The following is an 18,048-nucleotide window of genomic DNA, read 5'->3' as shown; positions in this document are numbered from 1 at the left end:
GGGGAGCCCGCGCCGCCGCGCTCCGGCGGCGGGCCTGGTCACGGCGCCGCGACACGCCCTAGGGGAAGGGGAGGCAGGTGCGGGGAGGCGCGGAACGCCGGAACGAACGCCGGAACAGGGGCCGTGAGCGGGCGCGGATCAGCAGGGCCGCTTGCGGATCTCCATCACGTAGTCGTGCGGTGCGCCGGCGGACTCGGCCGCGTCCGCGATGTCGCCGAGGTAGCGGGCGGAGGGCAGGCCGCCCTCGTAGCCGTCGAGGACGTAGCACCAGGCCGTGGCCTCGCCGTCCAGGGTGTGGACGCGCAGCCGCGTGCGGCGGTAGATGCCGAGGCCCACGCCCTCCCAGCGGTCGAGGGAGTCCTCGTCCATCGGGGCGATGTCGTACAGCGCGACGAAGACCTGCGAGACGGGCGCCTCCACGACCGTCGCCAGCGCCCCTTCCCAGCCCATCTGCTCGCCGCCGAAGGTGAGCCGCCAGCCGGTCACCCAGCCCGTGCCGCGCAGCGGGGAGTGCGGGGCGCGGCGCGACATCAGCCGCGCGTCGAGGTTCGCGGCATACGCGGCGTAGAGCGACATGACGACGAGGGTACGGGAGTCCACCGCCGCGCCGGCGGTGGCGCAGGGGGGCGTGGAGGGTTGCCCGCGCCGGGAGCGGAAGCGGGCGCTCCGAGGGGTGCGGCGTCGGGCGTACGGCCCGTGGGGGAGGGAGGGGAGACGGCCGTGGCGGGAGCGTGGAGGACGACCGCGGGCGGGCCCTGCCGGGGCGCCCCGACATGGCCGGCCGCCGCTGCCGGAGCAGCCGGAGGGGGGTGCGGGACCGGTCGCATACACGTGCGGGACAATGGGGTATGTGACTCGGATCGTGATCATCGGTGGCGGACCGGGCGGCTACGAAGCCGCCCTCGTGGCGGCGCAGCTCGGCGCGGAGGTGACCGTCGTCGACTGCGACGGTCTGGGGGGTGCGTCGGTGCTCACCGACTGCGTCCCCTCGAAGACGCTCATCGCCACCGCCGAGGTGATGACGAACTTCGACTCCTCGTACGAGGAGCTGGGCATCCGCGTCGAGGACAGCACGCACGACCCGGACGACCCCGCCCGCGTCGTCGGCGTCGACCTCGGCAAGGTCAACCGCCGCGTGAAGCGTCTCGCCCTGGCGCAGTCGCACGACATCGCCGCGTCCGTGACGCGCGCGGGCGTGCGCGTGCTGCGGGGCCGGGGCCGTGTGGAGCCCGGGCAGGGGCCCGGAGGCTCGCGCGAGGTCGTCGTCACGCCGACGGGTGACGGCTCCTCCGGTGCGGGCGGCACGTCCGCGCAGCCCGCTGCCGAGGAGCGGCTGACCGCCGACGCCGTGCTGGTGGCGACGGGAGGGCATCCGCGGGAGATCCCGGACGCCCAGCCGGACGGGGAGCGCATCCTCAACTGGAAGCAGCTCTACGACCTGGAGGAGCTGCCGGAGGAGCTCATCGTCGTCGGTTCCGGCGTGACGGGTGCCGAATTCGCGGGCGCCTACCGGGCGCTGGGCTCCGACGTCACGCTCGTCTCGTCCCGCGACAGGGTGCTGCCGGGAGAGGACCCGGACGCCGCGGCGGTGCTGGAGGACGTCTTCCGGCGCCGCGGGATGAACGTCATGTCCCGTTCCCGCGCGGCCTCCGCCAAGCGCGTCGGCGACCGCGTGGAGGTGGCGCTGCAGGACGGCCGCACGATCACCGGCAGCCACTGCCTCGTCGCGGTCGGCGCGGTGCCCAACACCTCCGGCATGGGCCTGGAGGAGGCCGGCGTGCGGCTGAAGGAGTCCGGGCACATCTGGACCGACAAGGTCTCCCGCACCTCCGCTCCCGGCATCTACGCGGCCGGCGACTGCACCGGAGTCTTCGCGCTCGCCTCCGTCGCCGCGATGCAGGGCCGCATCGCGATGTACCACGTGCTGGGGGAGACGGTCACGGCGCTGAACCTCAAGGCGGTCTCGGCGAACGTCTTCACCGACCCGGAGATCGCCACGGTCGGCTACAGCCAGGCCGACGTGGACAGCGGCCGGATGGACGCCTGGTCCGTGAAGCTGCCGCTGCTGCGCAACCCGCGCGCGAAGATGCAGGGCATCCGGGACGGCTTCGTGAAGCTCTTCTGCCGCCCGGGCACCGGGATCGTGGTGGGCGGCGTGGTCGTCGCGCCGCGGGCGAGCGAGCTGATCCACCCCATCTCCGTCGCCGTCGACAACAACCTGACGGTCGGGCAGATCGCGAACACCTTCACCGTCTATCCGTCGCTGACCGGCTCGATCGGCGAGGTGGCGCGGCAGTTGCACACCCGGAAGACCGCCGAGGACGCATAAACCGGCCGACCGGTTCGTCCGCTTCGTGGGTATACCATGCGGCCCGTGCAGCTATGGACAACTTCCAATAATCGACGAAAACTGCTGAAAGCAGACGGTCGTTGGGGTTACTGTCAGTTCCGTGTTCGCTGCAGAACGTCGCCAACTGATTCTGGAAATGGTCCGAGCGAACGGAGCCGTGTCGCTCCGTGAGCTCGCACGCGTCGTCCAGACCTCCGAAGTGACCGTGCGCCGTGACGTCCGCGCGCTGGAGGCAGAAGGGCTGCTCGACCGCCGGCACGGCGGCGCCGTCCTGCCCGGCGGATTCACCCGCGAGTCCGGGTTCCCGCAGAAGTCCCACCTTGCGAGTGCGGAGAAGACGGCCATCGCCGACATCGCCGCCGGGCTCGTCGGGGAGGGCGAGGCCGTCGTCGTCGGCGCGGGGACGACGACGCAGGAGCTGGCGCGGAGACTCGCGCGCGTCCCGGGGCTGACGGTGGTGACCAACTCCCTGCTCGTCGCACAGGCGCTGGCACACGCCAACCGCGTCGAAGTCGTCATGACCGGCGGCACGTTGCGCGGTTCGAACTACGCGCTCGTCGGCAGCGGGGCGGAGCAGTCGCTCCAGGGCCTGCGGGTCTCCCGCGCGTTCCTCTCCGGAAGCGGTCTCACCGCCGAACGCGGCCTCTCGACGTCCAACATGCTCTCGGCGAGCGTCGACCGCGCCCTGGTGCAGGCCGCCGCAGAGGTCGTCGTGCTCGCCGACCACACCAAGCTGGGCCGCGACACCATGTTCCAGACCGTTCCGGCCGACGTCATGACGCGTCTGGTGACGGACAAGCCCCCGCCGCAGAACGACCGCGCGGGCACCGAGTTGCAGGCGCTCGCGGACCAGGGCGTGCAGATCACCGTGGCCGGGGTGGCGCAGACCGGAGGTGCCGAGGGCGCCGCGCAGGCGCACGGCGGAGGCGGGAGCGGCCCGGGAGGCCGCGGAGGTGAGCCCGGACGCGGCGGCGAGAAGGGCCGCCGGGAGATGCCGATGCCCGGGCAGCGGCGCAACCATCCGCAGGGCGCGGGCAGTGCGGGGCCCCCGGGTGCCTCGGGCCCGCCGCAGCTGCGCAGCGCTCCGTCACCGCCCGACCAGGGGCAGGGCGGCGGGCGTGTGGCCGATCTGGCACCCAGGCGCCGCTGAGCGGGCCTCCGTCCGCCGGGAGCCCCCGGCGGACATGAGCCGTCCGGACGTGGAACTGCTCGCCGTGGCGCGCCCGTTGCACGAGCGCCCCACGGCGAGCAGCCCGTCACGCTTCCTTCTCTTGACGGGCTGCCGGACGCGTACGCCCCGGCAGCCCCGCCGGCTCAGTCCTTGATCTCGCAGATGACGGTGCCCGCGGAGAGCGAGCCGCCGACCTCCGCATGCAGGTCCTTGACGGTGCCGGAGCGGTGCGCGTTCAGGGGCTGCTCCATCTTCATCGCCTCCAGGACGACGACGAGTTCACCCTCCTCGACGTGCTGCCCCTCCTCGACGGCCACCTTCACGATGGTGCCCTGCATGGGGGAGGCGAGGGCGTCGCCTGAGGCGGCGCTGCCCGCCTTCTTGGACGCCTTGCGCTTGGGCTTCTTGCTGCCGCCCGCCGCAGGGGCCGCGGTGACGCCCAGCGAGGACGGCAGGGAGACCTCGAGGCGCTTGCCGCCGACCTCGACGACGACGGTCTCGCGGCCGGACTCGTCCTCGTCGGCGTCGGCACCCGCACCGGCGAAGGGCTCGATCTCGTTGACGAACTCCGTCTCGATCCAGCGGGTGTGCACGTCGAAGGGTCCGTCCGGACGGCCGTTGACCTCCGGGGCGAACTTCTCGTCGCGTACGACGACGCGGTGGAACGGCAGCGCCGTCGCCATGCCCTCGACGGTGAACTCGTCCAGCGCACGGGCCGCCCGCTGCAGCGCCTGCTGCCGGGTGGCGCCGGTGACGATGAGCTTGGCGAGCAGGGAGTCCCAGGCGGGACCGATGACGGAGCCGGACTCGACGCCCGCGTCGAGGCGGACGCCGGGGCCGGAGGGCGGCGCGAAGCTGGTGACGGTTCCGGGCGCGGGCAGGAAGTTGCGGCCCGGGTCCTCGCCGTTGATGCGGAACTCGAAGGAGTGGCCGCGCAGTTGCGGGTCGTCGTACTCCAGGGCCTCGCCGTCGGCGATGCGGAACATCTCGCGGACGAGGTCGATCCCGGTGACCTCCTCTGTCACGGGGTGCTCCACCTGCAGACGGGTGTTGACCTCCAGGAAGGAGATCGTGCCGTCCTGCCCGACGAGGAACTCGCAGGTGCCGGCGCCGACGTAGCCGGCCTCCTTCAGGATGGCCTTCGACGCGCGGTACAGCTCGGCGTTCTGCTCCTCGCTCAGGAACGGCGCGGGCGCCTCCTCGACGAGCTTCTGGTGCCGGCGCTGGAGGGAGCAGTCACGCGTGGAGACCACGACGACGTTGCCGTGCTTGTCCGCCAGGCACTGGGTCTCGACGTGGCGCGGGCGGTCCAGGTAGCGCTCCACGAAGCACTCGCCGCGGCCGAACGCCGCGACGGCCTCGCGTACCGCCGAGTCGTACAGCTCCGCGACCTCGTCCAGCGAGCGGGCCACCTTCAGGCCGCGTCCGCCGCCGCCGAACGCCGCCTTGATGGCGATGGGGAGGCCGTGCTCCTCGGCGAACGCGACGACCTCGTCGGCGCCGGAGACTGGGTCCTTGGTGCCCGCGACGAGCGGGGCGCCGGCGCGCTGGGCGATGTGCCGGGCGGCGACCTTGTCGCCGAGGCCGCGGATCGCGTCCGGCGGGGGGCCGATCCAGGTCAGCCCCGCGTCCATGACGGCCTGCGCGAAGTCGGCGTTCTCCGAGAGGAATCCGTACCCGGGGTGGACGGCGTCCGCGTCCGAATCGGCCGCCGCCTTCAGCACCTTGTCCATGTCGAGGTAACTGGCCGCCGGAGTGTCACCGCCCAGGGCGAATGCCTCGTCGGCCACCCGGACGTGCAACGCGTCCCGGTCCGGCTCGGCATAGACGGCGACGCTGGCGATTCCCGCGTCCCTGCAGGCGCGGGCGACGCGAACAGCGATTTCGCCGCGGTTGGCGATGAGCACCTTGCGCACGATGTCTCCCTACTTGGCGCTGCTCCGCAACAAGATTCGATGTGCTGAGTGGTGAAAGTTTAGGTACTGACGACACCCCAGGCCGAGTCGCCCCCGGGCGTGAGCTTGCCCACACGGAGTGTTACTCGCGGTCGTCACGAGCCTCCGTGTGCCTTGCCACCCCAAGGTACGCCGGGTTCCCCGGGAAGCTCGGCGAACCGGCGATGTGGGCAAGGTCTCCGTCCCGCAACGCGGGCCCCGGCGGCAGGTCTTTGTGGGATTCCTATGAAAGCGGGAGGGAAACTTTGCTTCGCGTCGATCCTCTTGCCCGCTGTGATACCCGTAAGTAGCGTTCGCGGTGCCATAGCGACGTACTCCAGGTAACCGGGAGCATCGCCGTGGCGGCGGACATATGAGGAGCGGAAGAGGGTGGGCGGGGTGGGGCTCAGACGCTGGGTGGCCGGGGCCGCGGCGCTGATACTGGCCGTCGAGGCGGTCGGCATCGTTCTGCTGCATGTCTTCCTGAGCATGGTCGTGGACGAGCAGCAGATGTCCATGGCGGGACTCGAACCCCGCTCGATGTCGCTCTCCGCGGTCGTCGCCGGGGGGCTCTTCGGCGGCTATCTGCTGCTGTGCGCCGCGGTGTTGGTGCGTACGGCCGTGCGCGACAGGGCGCCCACCGGACTGCTGCGCATCGTCCTGATCAGTGCTGCCGTGGTGCACGGACTGCTCGGCGCGGCGACGGTCGGACTCGTGGGCTGGGCCGCGTTCCTCTTCATGATGGTCGTCCTGGGGCTCATCGTCTGGTCGCTCGTCTCCTACAGCGTCGAGGAGACCGCGGAGCGGCAGAGCCCTCCGCCGGGCCCGGCAGGCAGCGGGCCCGCCGCCCCCGCGGCGCCGGACCCGAGGCCGTCCGCTCCCTGAACGGGCCGCGCCCGCAGGGCGGTTCGGGACGAGGCCGTCCCCGCGCCAGCGGGCTTCAGCGGATCACGTCCACAGATCGGTGATCCGCACGTCCAGTTCGGCCATCAGCTTGCGGAGCAACGGCAGCGACAGGCCGATGACGTTGCCGTGGTCGCCCTCGATGCGCTCGACGAAGGGCGCGGAGCGGCCGTCGAGCGTGAACGCGCCCGCGACGTGGAGCGGTTCGCCCGACGCCACGTACGCGGCGATCTCCTCGTCGGACGGCTCGCCGAAGTGGACGGTCGTCGAAGCCGTCGCCGAAGTACGCGCGCCGGTGCGGTCGTCGATGACGCAGTGACCGGTCTGCAGCACACCGGAACGACCCCGCATCGCCTTCCAGCGGGCTGTCGCCTCCTCGGCGTCCGCGGGCTTGCCGAGCGGCCTGCCGTCCAGCTCCAGCACCGAGTCACAGCCCACGACGAGGGCGTCCTCCGCCTTCGGAAGGTCCGCGACCGCGGCGGCCTTGGCCTCGGCCAGAACCTTCGCCAGCGCGGCCGGGGTGGGCGCGTCCAGCAGGTCCTCGTCGACGCCGCTGACGACCACCTCGGGGTCGAACCCGGCCTGCCGCAGCAGCCCCAGCCGCGCTGGCGAGGCGGAGGCGAGCACAAGCCGGCGGACGGGCCGGCCCGGGCCGGACGCGGTGGACTCGCCGGAGCCGGCGGAAGCCGGCGGCTGGGAGGAGGGGGAGGGATCAGAGGTCATGACGCCATCGTAGGGACCCGGCGGGGCCGCCGGAGGGCTCGTCTGCCCGCTGCGGAGGCCCGGGGCCCGGGTCAGCGGACGCTGACGAGGAGCAGCATGGTCACGACCACGATCGGCAGGAGCCAGCTGAGACGTCCCAGCATCGCCAGGGTGGCGCGCATCTCCTTCGGAGGCTCGTCGCGGGGGTCGGTCCACAGCATGAATTCCATGGTGCGGCGCAGCGGGGGCGAGCACCTGAGTACGCGTACTCATTCGTGCCGGACCGGGCACTCGGGAGGCGCTCGGACGGCATGGGAACGCCCTGCGCGGCGGGACTGCCGGGCAGGGCGTTCCGCGTCCGGTCCGGGGGCTTTCGCGTCCGGCTGGGGACGGTTCGTCCGTGGCGTGCGGGGCGGTCAGGCGGGCCAGTACGTCGTGCGCCATGCCTTCGGCCCCGGGTGCGGGACTCTGCGCGGCACGGTGCGTGCCGGGTCGGACCACTCGTCGGCGGCCACGGAGGCCGGCCCGGCCTCCACCATCGCGGCTGCGCGCGCTCTGACCACCGCTAGGGCGGCGGCCAGCTCCTCCGGAGTCGGGTTGCCCCGTACGACCTTGATGGGCGGGAACGGCGGGTGCTCCCCTGACGTCGAGTCGAGCATGCGACGGCCTCCTTACAGCGGGATGTTGCCGTGCTTCTTCGGGGGCAGCTGCTCGCGCTTGGAGCGGAGCGTACGCAGACCACGAGTGATGTGCCGGCGCGTCTCGGACGGCATGATCACAGCATCCACATACCCGCGTTCGGCCGCGGCATACGGATTCAGCAGCGCGTCCTCGTACTCCTGCGTCAACTCGGCGCGCAGCGCCTCGCGTTCGTCGTCCGACTCCACGGCCGCGAGCCGGCGCCGGTGGAGGATGTTGACCGCTCCCTGAGCACCCATGACTGCGATCTGGGCAGTGGGCCAGGCGAAGTTGAGGTCGGCGCCGAGGTGCTTGGAGCCCATGACGTCGTAGGCGCCGCCGAACGCCTTCCGCGTGATGACGGTGATGAGCGGCACCGTCGCCTCCGCGTAGGCGTAGATCAGCTTGGCGCCGCGCCGGATGATGCCGTCGTACTCCTGGTCGGTGCCCGGCAGGAAGCCCGGCACGTCCACGAAGGTGATCACCGGCACGTTGTACGCGTCGCAGGTGCGCACGAAGCGCGCGGCCTTCTCGCTGGCGTCGATGTTGAGGCAACCGGCGAACTGCAGCGGCTGGTTGGCCACGACGCCCACGGACCGGCCCTCGATCCGGCCGAAGCCGGTGATGATGTTCGGCGCGAACAGCGCCTGCGTCTCGAGGAATTCGCCGTCGTCCAGCACGTGCTCGATGGCGGAGTGCATGTCGTACGGCTGGTTCGCGGAGTCGGGGATCAGTGTGTCCAGCTCGCGGTCCTCGTCCGACGTCTCCAGGTCCGCCTCCTCCGGGAAGGCGGGGGGCTCGGAGAGGTTGTTGGAGGGCAGGTACGACAGCAGCGCCTTGACGTACTCGATGGCGTCCTTCTCGTCGCCCGACATGTGGTGCGCGACGCCGGACGTCGTGTTGTGCGTGCGGGCGCCGCCCAGCTCCTCGAAGCCGACGTCCTCGCCCGTCACCGTCTTGATGACGTCCGGGCCGGTGATGAACATGTGCGACGTCTGGTCCACCATCACTGTGAAGTCGGTGATCGCGGGGGAGTAGACGGCGCCGCCCGCGCAGGGGCCGACGATGAGGCTGATCTGCGGCACGACGCCGGAGGCGTGCACGTTGCGGCGGAAGATCTCCGCGAACAGGCCCAGCGCGACGACGCCCTCCTGGATACGCGCGCCGCCGCCGTCGTTGATGCCGATGACCGGGCAGCCGTTCTTCAGCGCGAAGTCCATGACCTTGACGATCTTCTCGCCGTAGACCTCGCCCAGCGAACCGCCGAAGATCGTGAAGTCCTGCGAGTAGACGCAGACGGGACGCCCGTCCACCGTGCCGTAGCCGGTGACGACACCGTCACCGTACGGACGGTTCTTCTCCAGCCCGAAGTTGGTCGAGCGGTGCCGGGCGAACTCGTCCAGTTCGGTGAAGCTCCCCTCGTCCAGCAGCAGGTCGATCCGCTCCCGCGCCGTCAGCTTGCCCTTCGCGTGCTGCTTCTCGACCGCCCGCTGCGAGCCCGCGTGCGTCGCCTCCGCGGCCCGGCGCTCGAAGTCCGCGATCTTTCCCGCGGTCGTGTGGATGTCAGGGCTCGCCTGCTCGGACTGCTCGGACATCAGGGTGCGGCTCCTACTCGTCGCGTGCGGCTACCGGTTCGTAGGCTATCCGCGAAGCAGGTCTTCGTCGGTGCGGCGTTGGCCACACTCGCGGCCTGCGAACGGCAGGCGGAACCCCGGGCGCGAGACGCGCGGCGTCCGCCCCGCCTGTGCGGGACTCCCCGGCCGGGGCCCGCTGCCGCCGCGCGGGCGGCGCCCCCGCCCGCGGATCTACGCTGACGTCATGACGCCCAACTCGCCCGACAGCTCAGGCAGCCGCTGGTCGGACCTCGACCGCCCCCCTCTCGACGCCGCCTCGCTGCGCCGTGCGCTGACACGGGCCGACAGCCTGTGGACCTCGGTCGACGTCGTCGAGAGCACCGGCTCCACCAACTCCGACCTCGTGGAGCGCGCACGAGACGGACGGGCGCGGGAGGGCGCCGTACTCGTCGCGGAGGAGCAGACGGCCGGCCGCGGCCGGCTCGACCGCAGCTGGAACGCGCCGCCGCGCTCCGGGATCTTCGTCTCGGTCCTGCTGCAGCCGCCCGCCCCGCAGGAGCGCTGGGGCTGGCTGCCGCTCCTCGCGGGGGTGGCCGTGGCCAGCGCGCTCTCCCGCACCGCGGGAGTGGACACCGGCCTGAAATGGCCGAACGACATCCTCGTCGAGACCGGCGGCACGGAGCGGAAGATCGGCGGCATCCTCGCCGAGCGCACCTCGCTGCCCGCGACGCGGGAGGGCGGCGGCCCGGGGCGCACCCCGGAGGGGCCTGGCGCGGTCGTCCTCGGCATGGGCCTCAACGTCTCCCTCAGCGGCTCCGAACTCCCCGTCCCCGCTGCCGGGTCGCTCGTCCTCGCGGGCGCGCGGTGCACCGACCGCGACCCGCTGCTGCGCGCGGTGCTCCGCTCGGTCGAGGACTGGTACGGGCGCTGGAGCGCCGCCGACGGCGATCCGCTGGGCAGCGGCCTGCTCGAGGCGTACGCGGCGGGCTGCTCGACGCTCGGACGCCCGGTGCGGGCGGAGCTTCCCGGGGGCGAGGAGCTGGTCGGCGAAGCGGTGGCCGTCGACAGCGACGGGCGGCTCGTCATCGGCACGGAGGAGGGCGTGCAGCGCCCCGTCGCCGCGGGCGACATCGTGCATCTGCGCGGGGCCGGGGGCACGGGGGCGTGACCGCCGGACGGCGATGACGCGGCGGTCGTGCCGAGTGGCCGCCGGGCGGCGCGGTCACGCCGCAGCGGGCCCCGGGAACGCGCGCGGATCGGCGGTGGGTGCACGCCGGATCGCCGTCGGTGACGGGCGGTCGGGCGATGTGCCGAGTCGGTGGCACGAGTGCGCCGGAGCGTCCACAGAGGGGCCTGTTCAGCGGACCGCTGCCGTATTGTTGGCACGCGGCGGAGGGGATGCGGATGCGGCGCGTCCCGGTGATCCCCGAAGATCTCGACAAGAGAACGGAAGGGCAGTGCGCAGGTACGACCGGGCCCGGCGAGGGGCGGACAGTGGCCGACGATGAACCGGACACGCCCGCCCGTGCGTCCGGGTCGCAGCCGGCACCGGACGGGGAGCCGGGAGACGCGGCGCGGCCACCGGAGCGGCCGGTCCCACGGGCGGCGCCCCCCGCTCACGCCGCCCGTCCCGCAGAGGCCTCCGCGCCCGGATCCGACGGTCCCGCCGGGCCGCCGCAGCCTTCGGGCCAGCCCTTGCCCCGCGTGCAGGGCGGAAGCGGCGAGAGCGACGACGACCCCAGCGCCCTGCGCATCGAGGAGCTGATCCTCGGCTCCTCCCGCCAGTACACCCCGTTCCAGGCGGCACGGGCCGCCGGGGTCTCCATGGAGCTGGCCTCGCGTTTCTGGCGGGCCATGGGCTTCGCCGACGTCGGCCAGGCCCGGGCGCTCACCGAGGCGGATGTGCTGGCGCTGCGCCGCCTCGCGGGCCTCGTCGAGGCCGGGCTGCTCAGCGAGGCGACGGCCGTTCAGGTCGCCCGCTCCACCGGGCAGACCACGTCGCGGCTGGCGGACTGGCAGATCGACTCGTTCCTGATGGGGCTGACGGAGCCTCCCGAGCCCGGCATGACCCGCAACGAGGTCACCTATCCGCTGGTGCAGCTGCTCCTCCCGGAGCTGGAGGAGTTCCTCGTCTACGTGTGGCGGCGGCAGCTCGCCGCGGCCACCGGACGCGTCGTCCAGGCCCTCGACGACGAGGAGACCGTGGACCGGCGGCAGGCCATCGCCTTCGCCGACCTCGTCGGCTTCACGCGTCTCACGCGCCGCCTGGAGGACGACGAACTCGGCGAGCTCGTGGAGGCTTTCGAGACCACGGCGGCCGACCTCGTCGCCGCCAACGGCGGACGTCTGATCAAGGCGCTCGGCGACGAGATCCTCTACGTCGCGGAGGACGCGGGGACCGCCGCGGAGATCGGCCTGCGCCTGATCGAGACCATGGCCAACGATCCGACGATGCCCGAGCTGCGCGTCGGCATCGCCTTCGGCACGATGACGACCCGCATGGGCGACGTCTTCGGCAACACCGTCAACCTCGCCAGCAGGCTGACGTCGATAGCTCCCAAGGACCGGGTGCTCGTGGACGGCGACTTCCGGGCGGAGCTCGTCGCCGCCGGCGACGCCCCCGAGTCGGAGAAGGAGACCGAGGACCTCTCCGACTACCGCTTCGCGCTGCAGCCGCTGTACCAGCGGCCCGTCCGCGGCCTCGGCGTCGTCGAACCCTGGATGCTGGCGCGCCGCTGAGCCCGGGTACCCGCGCCGCCACGGCTGGAGCGGGCTCCGGGGCGCGGATCTCCCAGGCCCGGGGTGGTGCTTCCGGTGCTGGTACGCCTCGCCGCAGGCCGCGTCAGGCGACGCAGAACTCGTTCCCCTCCGGGTCCCGCAGCACGGCGCAGTAGTAGTCCATGCCCGGCTCGTCCATGATCCGGAGGACCGCGGCGCCCGCCTTTGTCAGCTCCTCGACCTTCGACGTGACCCGGCGGGTCCGGTCGGGCAGCGGGGTGCCGCTTCCGCCACCGACCAGGACGTCGAGATGGACCCGGTTCTTGACCGTCTTGGGCTCCGGGACCTTCTGGAACCACAGGCGCGGCCCCCGGCCCTCCGGGTCGACGGCCGACTCCGGCGTCTCACCGGCGCCCTCGGGGAGCTCCTCCTCCGGCACGCCCATCGCCTCCCAGTGCTCGCGCCACGTGGCGTGGCCCCCGGGAGGAGGCTCGGGCACGTAGCCCAGAGCCCTGGTCCAGAAGGCCACCATCCGCTGCGGATCAGCGCAGTCGACGGTCAGCTGCAGCGTCGCTTCCATGCCCGGGAGCATCGCAGACGGGTCTGACAGGGCGGGCGTTCTCAGTCCTCCGGGCGGACCGTACAGTGACCCGCGGACACTGGTGAGCGAGCGTTAACCGGAGGCGTCGATGAGCAGCGTGAGCGAAGAGCGTTACGGGGAGTGGATCGCCGTCCGCAAGGACGCGGAGACCCACGTCGCCGAACTCGTCCTGGACCGGCCCGGCGCCATGAACGCCGTCTCCAGCGAGCTGGCGGCCCGTCTCGCCGAGGCGTGCGCGGACCTGGCCGCCGACCGCGGCGTACGCGCCACCGTGCTCACCTCCACGCACGAGCGGGCCTTCTGCGTGGGCGCGGACCTCAAGGAGCGCAACTCGCTCAGCGACGCCGAACTCGGGCGCCAGCGGCCGACCGCGCGCGCCGCCTACACCGGTGTCCTGGAGCTTCCGATGCCGACCGTCGCGGCCGTGCACGGCTACGCGCTGGGGGGCGGCTTCGAGCTGGCGCTCTCCTGCGACGTGATCGTCGCCGACCCCACCGCCGTCGTCGGACTGCCCGAGGTCTCGGTCGGCGTCATCCCCGGGGGCGGCGGTACGCAGCTGCTGCCGCGCCGCGTGGGCGCGGCCCGCGCCGCCGAACTGATCTTCTCGGCCCGCCGCGTCGAGGGCGCCGAGGCCCACCGCCTCGGCCTCGTCGACGAGCTGGTCGAGGAGGGCCGCGACCGCGACGAGGCGCTCGCGCTGGGCGGACGCATCGCACGCAACTCCCCGGTCGGGCTGCGGGCCGCCAAGCGCGCGCTCCGTACGGGCTGGGGCCTGGACCTGAGCGCCGGCCTGGAGATCGAGGACGCCGCCTGGCGCACCGTCGCGTTCTCCGGGGACCGGGCCGAGGGCGTCGCGGCGTTCAACGAGAAGCGGAAGCCGCAGTGGCCAGGGGAGTGAAAGACGTCCACCGCACCGGGGCGGCGCCTCGGCCGCCCCGTCCCGCGATCCCCCGGGGAAAGGACGCCGCGGAGCGGTCCCGCGGACGACCCGTACCGGGAGCAAGCCGGACGGCGGTCCGGGCGGAACGCTTCTAGCCTGGCACTCATGGGAGAGGACCCACGGTTGCGGGCGGTCGTCGAGCTGGCTCAGGCCATGACGACGGCGCAGCGCTTCTGCGACGCGCATCCCCGCGACTCCGCGCACCGCGAGGTCGCGCACGCCGCCGCGGTGCGGGCGTGCGCGGCGATGGACGGCGTGTTCGCGGCGATATCCGCCTGGGACAGGGCGCGCGGGCGGCTGGACGTCCTGGTCAACGTCGGGAAGCTGGCCGCGGGCGAGAGCGAGTTCCCGGACGACGAGTCCTACCCGGTGCACGACTTCCCCGAGATCACCGAGTCCCTCCGTGAACGCTGGCGGGTGGAGGGCAAGGACGAGCCGCACGCCTGGATCGAGACGGCGGGCGACGAGACGGCGAGTGGCGAGACCGCCGGCGGCGGGGCCGCCGGCCGTGCGATACGCGTCCATCCGCGCGTGGAGGCCCTGCGCCGCAGGGGGCGCGGTTGCTGCGTCGTGGCGCCGATCGTGCTGCACGGCAGGGCCTGGGGTGAGCTGTACGTCGCCAGGGGGGTGGGGGAACCCGTATTCGACCAGTCGGACGCCCACTTCGCGACGATACTGGCCGAGATCATCGCCGCCGGGATCGCGCAGAACGAGCAGCTCGAAGAGGTCCGCCGGCTCGCCTTCACGGACCAGCTGACCGGACTCGCCAACCGCCGTGCCATCGAGGGGAAGCTGGAGGACGGCCTTCAGCGGCACCGCGAGGACGGGACGGTCGTCAGCCTCGTCGTCTGCGACGTCAACGGCCTCAAACGCGTCAACGACGAACTCGGGCACGCCGCCGGCGACCGGCTGCTGGAGCGCTTCGGGATAGTGCTCTCGCTGTGCGGGGCGACCCTGCCGGGCGCACTCGCGGCACGGCTGGGCGGCGACGAGTTCTGCCTGCTGACGGTCGGACCGGACGCGGACCGGGTGGTGCGGGCGGCCGAGGAGGTCTGCCGCATGGCCGCCGGGCTCCAGGCCGGGGACGGTGTGGCCTGCGGCGTGGCGTCGACGGGGGACCCCATCGGGCCGGTGCGCTCCGCGGCGCGCCTCTTCCGGCTCGCGGACGCCGCGCAGTACCGGGCGAAGGCGGCGCGCGCCCGCCGTCCGGTGGTGGCCGGGCGGGACGGGGGTGTCTCCGGGCCGGTCGTACGGCTCGCCGACGCGTCCGAGGCGGACGAGGCGGTGGCCGGGAGCGCCGGAGCCGAGGCGCCCGTCGCGGCTTCACCGCCGGGCGACCGCCGGCACTTCCGCGGGCACGCGACGAGCGGAGCGGACGAGCCGCCACCGGGCGAGCCGTCACAGGGCGGGGGCCCGGGCAGGGGCGACGGGCTCCGTCCCGCCGACGGAGGCCGGGCCGGCGGCAACGGCGGAGGCGGCGGCGACGGGGTACGGGGCGACGCTGGGGAAGTCCGTCCGCGGGCCGGGGAGCCGGGGACCGCCGGCGGGCCGGACGTGCCGTGGCGGGCCGGCGGGCGTCGCTGAGCCGGACACCGGGCGGGCCGTGCCTCCTGCGGAGGCGGGGCGGGGAGCGTGCCGGCGGGGGAAGCGGTTCGAGGCCCCGGTCGTGACAGGAATCGATTCACTCTCTAGGGTGCCTGAATATGACTATGCACACCGTGGTGCTCGGCGAGTCCGGCACGACCCCCGAGGACGTCATCGCCGTCGCCCGGGACGGCGCACGCGTGGAGCTGTCGCCGCAGGCGGTGGCGGCACTGGAGGCCGCACGGCGCCACATCGAGGACCTCGCCGCGAGGCCCGAACCCGTCTACGGCGTCTCCACCGGCTTCGGCGCCCTCGCCGTCCGCCACATCAGCCCCGGGCTCCGCGCGCAGCTCCAGCGCAACATCGTCCGCTCGCACGCGGCGGGCATGGGGCCGCGCGTCGAGCGTGAGGTCGTGCGGGCGCTGATGTTCCTGCGCCTGAAGACGCTCGCCTCGGGGCGGACCGGTGTGCGCCCGCGAGTCGCGCAGGCCATCGCCGACCTGCTGAACGCCGGGATCACCCCCGTCGTGCACGAGTACGGCTCCCTCGGCTGCTCCGGGGACCTCGCCCCCCTCTCGCACTGCGCGCTCGCCCTGATGGGCGAGGGCGACGCCGAGGGACCCGACGGCACGGTGGCCCCGGCCGCCGGACTGCTGGAGGAGCACGGACTGGCCCCCGTCGAACTCCGCGAGAAGGAAGGGCTGGCCCTCCTCAACGGGACCGACGGCATGCTCGGCATGCTGCTCCTGGCGGGTGCCGACCTCGCACGCCTCTTCACCTCGGCCGACATCACCGCGGCCCTCACCCTGGAGGCGCTGCTCGGCACCGACAAGGTCCTGGCGCCCGAGCTGCACGCCATACGCCCGCACCCGGGACAGGCCGCGTCGGCCGCCAACATGCGGAAGGTGCTCGCGGGTTCCGGCCTCACGGGGCACCACCAGGACGACGCGCCCCGCGTGCAGGACGCCTACTCGGTGCGGTGCGCGCCTCAGGTCGCCGGCGCAGGCCGGGACACCCTCGCGCACGCCCTCACCGTCGCGCAGCGGGAACTGGACGCGGCCGTCGACAATCCCGTCGTACTGCCCGACGGGCGCGTGGAGTCCAACGGCAACTTCCACGGCGCCCCCGTGGCGTACGTGCTGGACTTCCTCGCCGTCGCCGCGGCCGATCTCGCCTCCGTCGCGGAGCGCCGCACCGACCGGCTGCTGGACAAGAACCGCTCGCACGGCCTTCCGCCGTTCCTCGCGCACGACGCGGGAGTCGACTCGGGGCTGATGATCGCCCAGTACACACAGGCGGCCCTGGTCAGCGAGATGAAGCGGCTGGCGGTCCCGGCGTCCGCGGACTCCATCCCGTCCTCGGCGATGCAGGAGGACCACGTCTCGATGGGCTGGTCCGCGGCGCGCAAGTTGCGCACAGCTGTGGACAACCTGACGCGCGTCGTCGCCGTGGAGCTCTACGCGGCGACGCGTGCGGTCGAACTGCGGGCGGAGGGCGGCCGGTTGACCCCGGGCGACGCCACGGCGGCGATCGTGAGAGCGCTCCGCGAGGCGGGCGCCGAGGGCCCGGGCCCCGACCGCTTCCTCTCACCCGACCTGGCGGCGTGCGAGGAGTTCGTCAGGACGGGGGCCCTGGTGGGCGCGGCTCAGTCGGTGACGGGCGCACTCGCCTGAGACGCCGCGCGGGCACCGGCCGCCCGGCGGCGCGAGCGGACGACCAGCGCGCCGCCGGCCCCCGCGAGCGCCAGGCCGCCCAGCACGTAAGGGGAGCCGACGGCTCCCGGGTCCGAGGAGTTGACGCCCGCGGGCCGTCCCGCGGTGTGCTCCGGCGCGCCCGCTCCCGAGTGGGGGCCGCTGTCCCGGGCCGCGCCGTGCGTCACGGCGGAGTGGCCGGCCTGTCGTACGTCTGTGCCCGTGCCGTCCGGGACGGCCTTGGCCGTGGGGACGAACCAGAGGGCGCAGAGCACCGCGCCGGCGGCAGTCGCGGTCACCAGGGACCGGCGGTGTGCGGACACGGTCGAGAGTCCGGCTGCGGGCACTGGATAGCCCCTTCCGAGTGCTGTGGTGCGACGAGCGACGAGCGGTGCGCACGCCACGAACTGACGGCGCGGTGGCCGATGTTATAGACCGCCGCGGGTCCTACGGAACCCGCGCCTCCGCTGCGCTTACGCTCCGTACATGGACGCTGACGAGACACCGCGCACCGACCCCACGGGCTCGGGGCCGCACATCCGGCTCCACGTGGACCTGGTCGTCGAGATCGCCGACTCCCACGCGCTGACCAGGTCCGCCCTCGCCCGGGTGGAAGGCGACGAGCTGATGCCGGACGAGGAGCGGGAGCACGCGAGGGAGACCGTCGCCGGGGACGCGGGCGAGGCCATCGCCTACCTGGTCGACCCGTTCGACCTCGTGCGCGAGCTGCCGGGAGTGGAGCTGGCGCACGCCAGTTGGGGCAGCGAGGAGGTCCGGCAGGACGGGCTCGGCGCGCTTCCGCCTTTCGCCGATTTCGACGGTGACCTCGAAGACGACCCTGAAGACGACGCGGACGGCGGCCTCCGCGGCGACCTGGACGGCGAGCCGGAGCAGGACCCAGGCGAGGCCCGCGGGATCCGCGAGGCCGTCGACGCCGCCGGGTACGCCTCGGGCGGGCGCCGGGGCTGAAAGGCGGCGCCGGAGCCCGAACACGCGTCGGAGCGCCGTTCCCCACCCGCCCTGACCAGGCGTTTCGCCGTTGGGCGCGGAGTGGTGGCAGGCTTCTTCCCCAGGGCCACGTGTGCTGGGCCACAGTTTCATCACGTGTGGAACCGGTCACCAGCCTCTGTGCGTTCTGTTCCGTAGAGCTGGGTCCGCACATGTCCCCTTGGTCCGGCACGGGGGAGTGCGCGGTCATTCGG

16 protein-coding genes and 1 pseudogene are annotated in these 18,048 nt (G+C 73.2%); 9 read left to right on the top strand and 8 right to left on the bottom strand.

The features are described from left to right. Positions 1–138: 138 nt before the first annotated feature. On the bottom strand, positions 139–576 hold the full coding sequence (locus tag IEY56_RS17665; protein WP_189038180.1) for a gamma-glutamylcyclotransferase family protein: 438 nt from the start codon (positions 574–576) through the stop codon (positions 139–141). Between the two features lie 265 nt (positions 577–841). Here IEY56_RS17665 and IEY56_RS17660 point away from each other — a divergent pair, with 265 nt between their 5' ends. Continuing rightward, complete coding sequence (locus IEY56_RS17660; protein ID WP_189038179.1) at positions 842–2,329, top strand: NAD(P)H-quinone dehydrogenase; 1,488 nt, start codon at positions 842–844, stop codon at positions 2,327–2,329. Between the two features lie 157 nt (positions 2,330–2,486). Beyond that, positions 2,487–3,500 (top strand): DeoR/GlpR family DNA-binding transcription regulator, encoded by a 1,014-nt coding sequence (locus tag IEY56_RS17655; RefSeq protein WP_229711973.1) that lies wholly within the window; start codon positions 2,487–2,489, stop codon positions 3,498–3,500. Positions 3,501–3,664: 164 nt separating this feature from the next. Here IEY56_RS17655 and IEY56_RS17650 read toward each other — a convergent pair whose 3' ends face one another. Continuing rightward, on the bottom strand, positions 3,665–5,437 hold the full coding sequence (locus tag IEY56_RS17650) for an acetyl/propionyl/methylcrotonyl-CoA carboxylase subunit alpha (protein WP_189038177.1): 1,773 nt from the start codon (positions 5,435–5,437) through the stop codon (positions 3,665–3,667). A 435-nt stretch (positions 5,438–5,872) separates the two neighbouring features. Here IEY56_RS17650 and IEY56_RS17645 point away from each other — a divergent pair, with 435 nt between their 5' ends. Then, the gene (locus tag IEY56_RS17645; RefSeq protein ID WP_373292116.1) at positions 5,873–6,340 is read left to right on the top strand and encodes a hypothetical protein; all 468 of its coding nucleotides are present in this window, start codon (positions 5,873–5,875) and stop codon (positions 6,338–6,340) included. A gap of 63 nt (positions 6,341–6,403) precedes the next feature. On the opposite strand, the gene IEY56_RS17640 is transcribed toward IEY56_RS17645, so the two are convergent. From IEY56_RS17640 to IEY56_RS17630, 4 genes are all read right to left on the bottom strand, one after another. Next, the gene (locus IEY56_RS17640; protein ID WP_189038176.1) at positions 6,404–7,081 is read right to left on the bottom strand and encodes a Maf family protein; all 678 of its coding nucleotides are present in this window, start codon (positions 7,079–7,081) and stop codon (positions 6,404–6,406) included. A 71-nt stretch (positions 7,082–7,152) separates the two neighbouring features. Next, on the bottom strand, positions 7,153–7,281 hold the full coding sequence (mmpB, locus tag IEY56_RS28865) for a morphogenic membrane protein MmpB (RefSeq protein ID WP_268241334.1): 129 nt from the start codon (positions 7,279–7,281) through the stop codon (positions 7,153–7,155). A 195-nt stretch (positions 7,282–7,476) separates the two neighbouring features. Beyond that, entirely contained in the window at positions 7,477–7,719 is a 243-nt protein-coding gene (locus tag IEY56_RS17635) for an acyl-CoA carboxylase subunit epsilon (protein WP_189038175.1), read from the bottom strand. A gap of 12 nt (positions 7,720–7,731) precedes the next feature. Then, positions 7,732–9,333, bottom strand: coding sequence for an acyl-CoA carboxylase subunit beta (locus tag IEY56_RS17630; RefSeq protein WP_189038174.1), 1,602 nt, complete (start codon positions 9,331–9,333; stop codon positions 7,732–7,734). Between the two features lie 223 nt (positions 9,334–9,556). Between IEY56_RS17630 and IEY56_RS17625 the strand changes: the two genes are divergently transcribed. Together IEY56_RS17625 and IEY56_RS17620 are read left to right on the top strand one after the other, a co-directional pair. Beyond that, on the top strand, positions 9,557–10,480 hold the full coding sequence (locus tag IEY56_RS17625) for a biotin--[acetyl-CoA-carboxylase] ligase (RefSeq protein WP_189038173.1): 924 nt from the start codon (positions 9,557–9,559) through the stop codon (positions 10,478–10,480). 326 nt (positions 10,481–10,806) lie between these two features. Beyond that, positions 10,807–12,051 (top strand): adenylate/guanylate cyclase domain-containing protein, encoded by a 1,245-nt coding sequence (locus IEY56_RS17620; RefSeq protein ID WP_373292113.1) that lies wholly within the window; start codon positions 10,807–10,809, stop codon positions 12,049–12,051. Positions 12,052–12,154: 103 nt separating this feature from the next. Here the strand turns inward: IEY56_RS17620 and IEY56_RS17615 are convergent, their stop codons facing one another. Next, on the bottom strand, positions 12,155–12,610 hold the full coding sequence (locus tag IEY56_RS17615) for a VOC family protein (protein WP_189038171.1): 456 nt from the start codon (positions 12,608–12,610) through the stop codon (positions 12,155–12,157). A gap of 109 nt (positions 12,611–12,719) precedes the next feature. On the opposite strand from IEY56_RS17615, the gene IEY56_RS17610 reads away from it, so the two are divergent. The 3 genes and pseudogenes from IEY56_RS17610 (at position 12,720) to hutH (ending at position 16,828) form a co-directional block, all read left to right on the top strand. Then, entirely contained in the window at positions 12,720–13,529 is an 810-nt protein-coding gene (locus IEY56_RS17610; protein ID WP_189038170.1) for an enoyl-CoA hydratase/isomerase family protein, read from the top strand. 147 nt (positions 13,530–13,676) lie between these two features. After that, positions 13,677–14,927: pseudogene (locus IEY56_RS17605) on the top strand (GGDEF domain-containing protein); the annotation flags it as partial. Positions 14,928–15,274: 347 nt separating this feature from the next. Continuing rightward, positions 15,275–16,828 carry a histidine ammonia-lyase gene (hutH, locus tag IEY56_RS17600; protein ID WP_189038168.1) on the top strand — a complete coding sequence of 518 codons (1,554 nt, stop codon included), beginning with the start codon at positions 15,275–15,277 and terminating at the stop codon, positions 16,826–16,828. Here hutH and IEY56_RS17595 read toward each other — a convergent pair. Then, complete coding sequence (locus IEY56_RS17595) at positions 16,801–17,193, bottom strand: hypothetical protein (protein ID WP_189038167.1); 393 nt, start codon at positions 17,191–17,193, stop codon at positions 16,801–16,803. The two genes, hutH and IEY56_RS17595, sit on opposite strands and share 28 nt — an antisense overlap. A gap of 139 nt (positions 17,194–17,332) precedes the next feature. Here IEY56_RS17595 and IEY56_RS28540 point away from each other — a divergent pair, with 139 nt between their 5' ends. After that, positions 17,333–17,815, top strand: a complete 483-nt coding sequence (locus tag IEY56_RS28540; protein WP_229711971.1) for a hypothetical protein — start codon at positions 17,333–17,335, stop codon at positions 17,813–17,815. Positions 17,816–18,048: the final 233 nt, after the last annotated feature.

Origin of the sequence: Streptomyces daqingensis (assembly GCF_014645895.1) — a bacterium.
GTDB lineage: Bacteria > Actinomycetota > Actinomycetes > Streptomycetales > Streptomycetaceae > Streptomyces > Streptomyces daqingensis.
This window is presented reverse-complemented; position numbering and strand designations above follow the sequence as displayed.

Coding starts and splice junctions, on each gene's coding strand:
- IEY56_RS17610 (WP_189038170.1), top strand. CDS start 12,720: ATGAGCAGCGTGAGCGAAGAGCGTTACGGGGAGTGGATCGCCGTCCGC.
- IEY56_RS17615 (WP_189038171.1), bottom strand. CDS start 12,610: ATGGAAGCGACGCTGCAGCTGACCGTCGACTGCGCTGATCCGCAGCGG.
- mmpB (WP_268241334.1), bottom strand. CDS start 7,281: ATGCTGTGGACCGACCCCCGCGACGAGCCTCCGAAGGAGATGCGCGCC.
- IEY56_RS17635 (WP_189038175.1), bottom strand. CDS start 7,719: ATGCTCGACTCGACGTCAGGGGAGCACCCGCCGTTCCCGCCCATCAAG.
- IEY56_RS28540 (WP_229711971.1), top strand. CDS start 17,333: ATGGACGCTGACGAGACACCGCGCACCGACCCCACGGGCTCGGGGCCG.
- IEY56_RS17630 (WP_189038174.1), bottom strand. CDS start 9,333: ATGTCCGAGCAGTCCGAGCAGGCGAGCCCTGACATCCACACGACCGCG.
- IEY56_RS17665 (WP_189038180.1), bottom strand. CDS start 576: ATGTCGCTCTACGCCGCGTATGCCGCGAACCTCGACGCGCGGCTGATG.
- IEY56_RS17655 (WP_229711973.1), top strand. CDS start 2,487: ATGGTCCGAGCGAACGGAGCCGTGTCGCTCCGTGAGCTCGCACGCGTC.
- IEY56_RS17625 (WP_189038173.1), top strand. CDS start 9,557: ATGACGCCCAACTCGCCCGACAGCTCAGGCAGCCGCTGGTCGGACCTC.
- IEY56_RS17660 (WP_189038179.1), top strand. CDS start 842: ATGGGGTATGTGACTCGGATCGTGATCATCGGTGGCGGACCGGGCGGC.
- IEY56_RS17640 (WP_189038176.1), bottom strand. CDS start 7,081: ATGACCTCTGATCCCTCCCCCTCCTCCCAGCCGCCGGCTTCCGCCGGC.
- hutH (WP_189038168.1), top strand. CDS start 15,275: ATGACTATGCACACCGTGGTGCTCGGCGAGTCCGGCACGACCCCCGAG.